This is a genomic window from Rhizobium sp. NZLR10 (genome assembly GCF_019685125.1).
Classification (GTDB): Bacteria; Pseudomonadota; Alphaproteobacteria; order Rhizobiales; family Rhizobiaceae; genus Rhizobium.
The window spans coordinates 70,524-78,932 of sequence record NZ_JABDWE010000027.1; the positions used below are offsets into that span (position 1 = coordinate 70,524).

At 60.5% G+C, this 8,409-nt stretch carries 9 protein-coding genes and 1 pseudogene; all 10 read right to left on the reverse strand.

All coding sequences use genetic code 11. The features are described from left to right. Positions 1 to 11: 11 nt before the first annotated feature. Complete coding sequence (minE, locus tag HJB82_RS29800; protein ID WP_003548116.1) at positions 12 to 272, reverse strand: cell division topological specificity factor MinE; 261 nt, start codon at positions 270 to 272, stop codon at positions 12 to 14. Continuing rightward, positions 269 to 1,084, reverse strand: coding sequence for a septum site-determining protein MinD (minD, locus tag HJB82_RS29805; RefSeq protein WP_207585319.1), 816 nt, complete (start codon positions 1,082 to 1,084; stop codon positions 269 to 271). Before minD ends, minE begins: the two co-directional genes overlap by 4 nt. A gap of 79 nt (positions 1,085 to 1,163) precedes the next feature. Further along, on the reverse strand, positions 1,164 to 1,883 hold the full coding sequence (gene minC / locus HJB82_RS29810) for a septum site-determining protein MinC (protein ID WP_207585320.1): 720 nt from the start codon (positions 1,881 to 1,883) through the stop codon (positions 1,164 to 1,166). Between the two features lie 210 nt (positions 1,884 to 2,093). Continuing rightward, complete coding sequence (locus HJB82_RS31950) at positions 2,094 to 2,696, reverse strand: PAS domain-containing protein (RefSeq protein WP_207585321.1); 603 nt, start codon at positions 2,694 to 2,696, stop codon at positions 2,094 to 2,096. A 122-nt stretch (positions 2,697 to 2,818) separates the two neighbouring features. Further along, on the reverse strand, positions 2,819 to 4,156 hold the full coding sequence (locus HJB82_RS29820) for an NAD(P)-binding domain-containing protein (RefSeq protein WP_221142289.1): 1,338 nt from the start codon (positions 4,154 to 4,156) through the stop codon (positions 2,819 to 2,821). A gap of 109 nt (positions 4,157 to 4,265) precedes the next feature. Further along, positions 4,266 to 5,306 carry a DUF3445 domain-containing protein gene (locus HJB82_RS29825; RefSeq protein ID WP_221142290.1) on the reverse strand — a complete coding sequence of 347 codons (1,041 nt, stop codon included), beginning with the start codon at positions 5,304 to 5,306 and terminating at the stop codon, positions 4,266 to 4,268. A 33-nt stretch (positions 5,307 to 5,339) separates the two neighbouring features. Beyond that, positions 5,340 to 6,305: a PDR/VanB family oxidoreductase gene (locus HJB82_RS29830; RefSeq protein WP_207585324.1), complete on the reverse strand. Its 966-nt coding sequence runs from the start codon at positions 6,303 to 6,305 to the stop codon at positions 5,340 to 5,342. Further along, complete coding sequence (locus tag HJB82_RS29835) at positions 6,302 to 6,907, reverse strand: dimethylamine monooxygenase subunit DmmA family protein (protein WP_207585325.1); 606 nt, start codon at positions 6,905 to 6,907, stop codon at positions 6,302 to 6,304. Before HJB82_RS29835 ends, HJB82_RS29830 begins: the two co-directional genes overlap by 4 nt. Positions 6,908 to 6,918: 11 nt before the next feature. After that, complete coding sequence (locus HJB82_RS29840; protein WP_221131946.1) at positions 6,919 to 8,052, reverse strand: aminomethyltransferase family protein; 1,134 nt, start codon at positions 8,050 to 8,052, stop codon at positions 6,919 to 6,921. A 136-nt stretch (positions 8,053 to 8,188) separates the two neighbouring features. After that, positions 8,189 to 8,409 (reverse strand): annotated as a pseudogene (gene purU / locus HJB82_RS29845) (formyltetrahydrofolate deformylase); the annotation flags it as partial.

Consider the following 8,409-nt stretch of genomic DNA (forward strand, 5'->3'; position numbering starts at 1 on the left):
AGCGCCCTCTTTCAAGCGGCCTGCACGGCTGCATTCAACGGGATTTCGACATCGATCTCGAGCGTCGAGACGTATTCGTTGCGATCGATCGTCACCTGCACCTTGTCGTGGTCGAGCTGTACATGCTTGGCGATTACCGCGAGAATTTCCTCGCGCAGCAGCGTGACCAGGTCCGACCCGGCTGAAGAGCGCTCGTGGGCAAGAAGCACCTGCAGGCGTTCGCGAGCGGCCGGTGCGGTTCTCTGCTTGTTGAAAAGACGGAAAATATTCATGCCGCCCTCCGTCCGAAGATCTTGCCGAAAATATTCCGCTTTTCCTCAGGGATCGCCATCGGCAGGGTCTCGCCGGCGAGCCGGCGGGCCGCATCGAAATAGGCCATCGCAGCCGCGCTGCGGCTGTCTGCCAGCGTGACCGGCGCGCCGATGTTCGATGCACGCAGAACATCCATGCTTTCGGGCACGATGCCGAGCAGCGGGATGGACAGGATCTCCAGGACGTCGTCAACCTTGAGCATGTCGCCGCGCTCGGCGCGGTTGGCGTCGTAGCGGGTGAGAAGCAGGTGCTTTTCCATCCGCTCGCCGCGTTCGGCCTTGGCGGTCTTGGAATCCAGCAGGCCGATGATGCGATCGGAATCGCGTACCGACGAGACTTCCGGGTTGGTGACAACAACGGCAGCATCGGCATGGCGCATGGCAAGCGTTGCGCCGCGTTCGATCCCGGCGGGGCTGTCGCAAATGATCCAGTCGAAATAACGCCTCAGGTCAGTGATGACGCGCTCCACGCCCTCGGCCGTCAAATTATCCTTGTCGCGCGTTTGCGAGGCCGGCAGCAGGAACAACGTCTCAAGCCGTTTGTCGCGGATGAGCGCCTGGGTGAGCTTGGCGTCGCCCTGGATGACATTGATCAGGTCGTAGACGACCCTGCGCTCGGCGCCCATGATCAGGTCGAGATTGCGCAAGCCGACGTCGAAATCGACGACGACGACTTTTTCATTGCGTTGCGCCAGCGCCGCTCCCAATGCGGCGGTCGAGGTCGTCTTTCCGACCCCGCCCTTGCCTGACGTGACGACGATCACTTTCCCCATGTCTCTCTCCTTTGCCGTGGCGCAATTCAAAGTGTTTCAACGTCCTTTGCGCATCTTATGAAAGCGCGCGGCGCTGTCGTCAGATCAGTTTCTCTGCCATGATCGCGTCGTCTTCCAGCCAAAGCTGAACAGCTTGTCCGCGAAGATTGGAGGCCATGTCCTCGGCCATTTTGTAGATGCCGTCGATTGCAACCAGCTCGGCCTCGAGCTTGCGGCAGAAAATCCGCGCCGATGCGTTGCCGATGGATCCTGCCATGGCGCGACCGCGCAGCGCCCCGTAGATATGGACCGATCCTCCCGCAATGACCTCCGCGCCGGAGGCGACCGATCCGATGACCGTGACGTCGCCTTCCGGGAAGATCACCGATTGTCCCGAGCGCACGGGCTCCCTGATGACGATCGATTGCATCGCCGGACGGGGTTCGGCGGCTGCCTGTTTCCCGACCGGATCGACAGGCTCATTCGCCTGAACCTCGATGTCGGAAGCCGAGCGGCCGCCTTTGAGCGCCGGGGGCATGCCCGTGCCGAGCATGGAAGGCCGTGCGCCTTCGATACCCATGATGCTGACATTGCGCTTGGCAAGTTCGGCAATCAGGTCCTTCAGCTGCGGCCGGTCGATTTGCAGGTCCGTCAGGTCGAGCACGACAGGCCGTCCGAGGAAGAAGCCGGCCGAGCGCGCGGCCAGATCGTCCAGCCTGATCAACCAATCATCGATGGGAAGATCCGGGGACAGCATGACCGCGAGGAAAGAGCGGCCCTTGATGCGGATAGAGCGAGCGTCTGTTAGCACTTTGGTCATCTATGTGAAGAAATCGTTGACCATGTCTAGCGCAGCTATGGTTAACAAAAAGTTAACGCGGCCTTAACATTCCCCACAATGAGATAAGATACTTCAACCGCAAAACTGCGGCAAGTCCTTGAAAATGTGTTGTAATATCAGCAGGCGTAGAGCGGTTAACGATCCAGCCTTCGACCCGAGCCATAATTATTTCGCTGGCCGGGGAAACGCTCAGCCTTCCGCCTTGCGTTGTGCCTCGGAAATGGCGCGCGCGGCCTCTTCGGAGGAGTTGGCGAGCGAGCGCATCTCGGCGGCAAGCACGGCAAAGCCCGATCCGGCGGTGCCGGCGCGGGCCGCCTCGATGCCGGCATTGACGGCGAGCAGCTTCAGGTAGCGCAGCGATTGCAGGATCTCGTTGGTCTTCGAAGCGGTGACGCGCATGTCGGCGGTCCGTTCATCGATTCGCTGATAGAGCGATTCGATGTTGATGATGCTGCCTTCGAGGTAGAGAAGCTCGCCCTTTTGATCCCAGATGCCGCCGCCGGTCTCTGTCACCCAGATGAGATGACCCATTGCATGGCGGATGCGGTATTCCATCGTCCAGTCCACGCGCTTCTCCAGCGCCCGGCCGACGATTTCGTCCATCAAAGGCACGTCTTCCTCGTACATGATCGAGGTGAAGGTTCGCGTGCGGTTGCCGACGATTTGGTCGGGGGGATAACCGAAGATGCGCTCGATGCCGTCGGTCATCTCAAGCATCGTGTAGTTTTCATCGGCACGGCAGCGATAGAGAAAGCCGCTCATGCGTCCGAGAATGCTCGTTTGAAAATCCATGAAGACCACGTCCGAAGAGAAGAGTTGCAGATGGATTTATGTCGTCACGTTCCAAAGGCGTGGGCCGCAATATGCGGGACGAAGGTGTGCGAACACCTTGTCCCGCGGCAGTCTTCGCCCGATCAGTTGCGCAGATATTCCTCCTTGGAATCGTCGAGCGCGTCGACCCAGGGCGTGTGGTGCTTCGGCGACATGTTGCCGGTCATCAGCGATCGATAGGCATGGTCGCGAAAGCCCATGATATTGTGGGCCTTGTGATGTTCCCACTCCATGAAGGTCCGGTTGGTGCCTTCGATGTCGAAGGAGGGATAATCGGTCTCGGCAAGCAGTTCTTTCACATAATCGCCCTGATACCAGATCATCTGTTCGGCATCCTCGAGCGTCTCCTCGCGGGCGCGCCACATGTCGAAATTGGCTTTCAGCTCCTCTTCCGGCGGCAGCGCGATGCGGCCCATCATCACGTCGCGCGCCCACCAGGCCTGTACGTCGAACATGTTGAAAGTATAGAACTGGTCCTGCATACCGATATAGAAGAGCTGCGGGTTCTTATCGAAGATCACCCCCTTGTAGAGACTGTCCGCCCAAAGGCGGTTGGCGGTCTTCAGCCGGAGGTCGTCAGGCAGGAAGGGGAAGTGATGCTGGTATCCGGTGCAGAGGATTACCGCATCGACCTCCTTGGTCGAGCCGTCGAGGAAATGCGCCGTGCGGTTTTCGAGCCTGGTCAGCAGCGGCCGCTCCTCGAAATTCTCCGGCCATTTGAAGCCCATCGGCTTCGAGCGGTAACTCGTCGTCACCGATTTCGCGCCGTATTTCCAGCATTGCGAGCCGATGTCCTCGGCCGAATAGCTGCGGCCGACGAGTAGGATGTCCTTGCCCTTGAACTCCAGCGCGTCGCGGAAGTCGTGGGCATGCAGTACGCGGCCGTTGAAGGCCTTCACGCCCTCGAAATAGGGCACGTTCGGCGTCGAGAAGTGACCTGATGCCACGACGACATAGTCGAATTCCTCGTCATACATCCGGTCCTCGACACGGTTATGCGCCGTCACCGTGAATTTCTTCGTCGCTTCGTCGAAGCGGACCATACGCACCGGCGTGCTGAAGCGTACCCAATGGCGGACATTCGCCTTCTCGACGCGGCCCTTGATATAATCCCAGAGCACGGCGCGCGGCGGATAGGAGGCGATCGGCTTGCCGAAATGCTCCTCGAAGGAATAGTCGGCGAATTCGAGGCATTCCTTCGGACCGTTCGACCAGAGGTAACGATACATGCTGCCATGGACCGGCTCACCATATTCGTCGAGGCCGGTGCGCCATGTATAGTTCCAGAGCCCGCCCCAGTCCGACTGCTTTTCGAAGCAGACGATCTCTGGGATCTCGGCGCCCTTCTGGGCAGCCGATTGAAAGGCGCGCAGCTGCGCCAGCCCGGAAGGACCGGCACCGATGACGGCTACTCTTGTCATGAAGCATTCCCCTCTTGATTATGCGATATAGATTTACGAAAGAAATTCAAAGCATTACGGTGTTTTTCGCGCCTGAGAGATGCGCGGTGCCGGTGTGCATGGCGGCGCCTCAGTCGGGAAAAATGCCGGGGCTGGTCGGAGCGCCATCGTCATATTTGGATAGCCAGTCGATCGTCGTCTCGCGGAAACGGGTGAGGCCCTTATAATCGATGAGCTCTGGCGGCAGTGTCTTCAGCACGCGCGGGAAGCGCCGCGCCCACTTCGGCACGGTGACGAGTTCTTCCATGTTCATCAGGTAGCAACGGATGACGAAAAGGATGGCGTTAGAACGCGGCAGGCGCCAGAGGCTCTGCAGCTCGACGCGCAGATACACCTTCTCGCCGACATTGTCCGATGTCACGGTGGTGCGATCTGGACCCCATTTGTGATAATTCTCGGGGCTGGTGTCGAGCCGCGGATTGATTGTCATCGTCCAGTTGAACCGCCGCGTCGGCTTGCCTTGCTGCAGGTTCAACAGGAATTTCAGCGCCCGGTCGAAGACGCCGATTTGGTGGGCGAGCGGCACCGGCCCATGCCATTCCATGAAATTCATGCCGATATCGAAATCGAGCGACCAGTCGGCCTGCGTCGTTACCATGCCGGCATCCATCCACAGATTGCCGTCGCGTTGGTCGACGATGCAGAAATCGCCCTGGGCCTGGCGGGTGATGTATTCGAACGGCTCATAGGGCAGCGTCGAGGCATCGCCGAAGGTGAAGCTGTCGTCGATGCCGAGCGGGCGGTTGATCCAGCGCCACTGGTCGCCGTTGCGGATCAGCTTGAAATGGTCGGGATTACCCGCCGCCTGCTCTTCCATCAGCAGTTCCAGCGTATCCCATTGCGCGCTCATCATGTGCGGCAGGGCCTGATAGCGAAGCGGATCCTCCTTCAAAACAAGTGCCCGGTCGTGCATCTCGGCGACATAATGTTCGTCGACGTCGATCAGGTTTTCGAAGACGGTGCCCGCCCGGCCACGCACATGCGGCTCCATGTTGACGGAATACATGTATTCGTCGCGCTCGAAGGGAAACGGGAAGCGCCGGATGTTTTCGGGGCTGTTGCCGTAGCTGAAATCATTCCGGAAGGTTTCCTGCTTGAAGGCTATTGCCATATCGGTCTCCTTGTTCCGCTTCATCCGATGCCGTCAAAGATCGAGATGCAGCCTGTTTCCCTCGAAGCGGGAAACGCAGATCATCACCTTGCGGCCGGAGGCCTTTTCTTCGCTCGTCAGATAGACGTCATTGTGCAGCAGCTTGCCCTCGCAGGTGACGACCCCAGTCTCGCATTGACCGCAGGCGCCGCCGCGACAGAGGAAGGGTGCGTCGACGCCCGCCGCTTCGATCGCCTCCAGCATGCTTTCGTGATGGCCGACCTTCACGCTCTTGCCGGAGCGGATCAGCTCCATCGTGAAAGGCTTGCCGGGCAGCGACGACAGGAACCGTTCCGAATGCAGGTTCTGTTCCGGCCAGCCGGCATTGACGCCGGTTTTCAGCACGCCATCGATCATCCCGGACGGGCCGCAGACGTAGAGATGCGTACCGAGCGGCTGGCTGTCGAGCAGGCGCGTCAGGGGGATGGCGGCGCCTTCGGCGTCGCAATGGATCTTGATGCGATGGGAACCGTAGCGCTCCAGCAGTTGCCGCCAATAGGCGCCGCGATCGCGCGTGCGGATGGCATAATGCAGCTCGAAATTGGCGCCCTCGCGGGAGAACTGCTCCATCATCGCGATGAAGGGGGTAATGCCGATGCCGCCGGCGATCAGAAGATGCTTGCGTCCGCGCCAGTCCGGCTGGAAGAGATTGACGGGGTAGCTGACCCTCAGCTCGTCGCCTTCGCTCACCTTCTCATGCATGAACGTGGAGCCGCCGCGGGAATCCTCGACATGCAGCACGCTGATCTCATAGGCTGCGCAATCATGCGGCGGCGACATCAGCGAATAGGCGTTGCGGCGCATATGGCCGCCATCGTTCATCGAGACGATGATATGCGCGCCGCCGGAAAAATAAGGCATCGGCTTGCCGTCGAGGCGCTCGAAGCGGAAACGTTTGACGCGTTCGGCGATCGGGGTGATCCGCGCCACGCGGACGGGAATTTCTGTACCGCCGCTCAAAGGAACAACTCCTCGGGGTCGGGCGCGCTGCCCGGTTCTTCCGCATCGATATTGACGCCCTGGAAGGCGGCGAGCCGGCGCGAATAATGATCGCGCACCAGAAGCGTCAACCCGCAATGGCTGCAGGTAAAGGGACTGGCGGTGACGTCGTCGGTAATGCCCTTGCAATGAACGCATTGCACGCGTCTGGCGAGCGACCCGCGGTGCTCGGTGATGACGGAGGCGTGGTCCATGCCGTAGTCGAGCGCCACCAGCATTGACTGGCCGATGAAGCCTTCGGTGCCCGCAATATAAAGCCGCGTGCCCATATGGGCGGTGGCAAGCGAGCCCTTCAATCGGAAGAGCAGTGTTGCGATCGTCGGGGCCGTGAAAAACATGTCGGCGCCGAGCTGGCGCAGTGCCTCGTCCAGGCCGGAACCTTGCGAGCCGCGGGCGACATAGAGGATTTCGCTGCGGGAAAGGGCGGTTTCGTCAAGCGCCGGCCGCTGGTCGAGGAGAGCCTTGGCACCCTCCCCTTCGAGTGCGAAAATGTGCCGCCGGGCGTGCGGCTGGATGGTCAGGCCCGTGTAGACTGGTCGGCTCTTGATGCCTGCAACGAGCATTTGCGTGCTCCTTAACCTACGGCAGTCCTCTTCTTCTTCTCCGGATCGTCGAAGGGGAGCGTGTGGGCGGTGGCGTTTGCCTTCACGGTCTTGCCGCGGACTTCGAGTTTCGTCCCATGCACCGCCTTGTCAACGTCAAGACGGGCAATCGCCATGGATTTCTTCGTCAGCGACGAATAGCTCGGGCAGGTAATGACGCCAACTTTCTTGCCATCGGCAAAAACGTCGTCGCCGAGATCGGCCGGTCCATCGGCATCGATCAGCATGCCGAAGATCTTGAAGCGTTCCTTGCCCTTGAGGCGGGCATGTTCCTCGGCGCCGCGGAAGCCCGTCTTGCCGGGGCTGACGGTGAAGTCGAGGCCGAGTTCCCAGAGGCTGTCGCCGGGCGGCTGGTCGGCGAAGGGATACATCTGCGAATTGTCGTAGGGGTAGAACAGCAGGTAGCTTTCGACGCGCAGCATGTCGAGCACGGAGAAGCAGCAGGGGATGATGCCCATCTCCTTGCCTTCCTCGACGATCCGGTCCCAGACCATGACGGCGTCCTGGCCGCGCACGAAGATCTCGTAGCCGCGTTCGCCGGTATAGCCGGTGCGCGAGATCATCACCGGTGCGCCGAACAGTGTCGTCTGCATGTGGTGGAAATATTTGAGATCGCGGATGCCCGGGACGTATTTGGCGAGATAGTCGACCGCGAGCGGACCCTGCAGCGACAGGTCATGCAGGTCGTCGTCGAAGAGCACGGCGCAATTTCGGCCTGCCGCCTGCCTGACGATCTCCTCGTGGCCGGAGCCGGAGCCGTGCACCAGCATCCAGGAGTTCGGGCCGGTACGATAGACGATGCAATCGTCGGTGAAGTGGCCGCGCTCGTTCAGCATGGTCGCATAGACCGAGCGGCCGGGATAGATCTTGGTCAGGTCGCGGGTGGTCATGGCGTCGAGGACGGCGATGGCGTGCGGGCCGACCAGGTGCACCTTCTTCAGGCCCGAGACATCCATGATGCCGGCCTTGGTGCGGACGGCGACATGCTCTTCCGACATGTCCTTGTCGTAGGTCCAGGCGGTTCCCATGCCGCTCCAGTCCTCAAGCTTCGACCCCAGAGCGCGATGCCGATCCGCTAGCACTGAGAAACGCCATGATAGAGCCATTCCCGTTCCCTCTTATTTCTTCTACGGAATATTTATTTCCTGAGTATATAAGTCTTTCGCGCCATGGCAACCCCGCCCGCCATGCATTTCCCCAAAACTTCTGTAGCCTCTGCGCGCCGCCGATTGATCCCCGCGTTCAGCCCATGCGTTCGGAAGCGTAGCTGCCGGGGCTTGCCGGGAAGACCACGGTGCGGTTGCCGTTGATGAAGGTGCGGTGATGGATATGGGCATGGATGGCGCGGGCCAGCACCTGGCTTTCGACATCGCGGCCGATCGAGACATAGTCGTCGGGCGACTGCGCATGGGTGATGCGCGCCGTGTCCTGCTCGATGATCGGGCCTTCGTCGAGATCGGCGG

Excerpts from the sequence above, each read along its gene's own strand:
- minC (WP_207585320.1), bottom strand. The coding sequence starts at position 1,883 with ATGACCAAAGTGCTAACAGACGCTCGCTCTATCCGCATCAAGGGCCGC.
- minE (WP_003548116.1), bottom strand. The coding sequence starts at position 272 with ATGAATATTTTCCGTCTTTTCAACAAGCAGAGAACCGCACCGGCCGCT.
- HJB82_RS29835 (WP_207585325.1), bottom strand. The coding sequence starts at position 6,907 with ATGCTCGTTGCAGGCATCAAGAGCCGACCAGTCTACACGGGCCTGACC.
- HJB82_RS29840 (WP_221131946.1), bottom strand. The coding sequence starts at position 8,052 with ATGGCTCTATCATGGCGTTTCTCAGTGCTAGCGGATCGGCATCGCGCT.
- HJB82_RS31950 (WP_207585321.1), bottom strand. The coding sequence starts at position 2,696 with ATGGATTTTCAAACGAGCATTCTCGGACGCATGAGCGGCTTTCTCTAT.
- minD (WP_207585319.1), bottom strand. The coding sequence starts at position 1,084 with ATGGGGAAAGTGATCGTCGTCACGTCAGGCAAGGGCGGGGTCGGAAAG.
- HJB82_RS29820 (WP_221142289.1), bottom strand. The coding sequence starts at position 4,156 with ATGACAAGAGTAGCCGTCATCGGTGCCGGTCCTTCCGGGCTGGCGCAG.
- HJB82_RS29825 (WP_221142290.1), bottom strand. The coding sequence starts at position 5,306 with ATGGCAATAGCCTTCAAGCAGGAAACCTTCCGGAATGATTTCAGCTAC.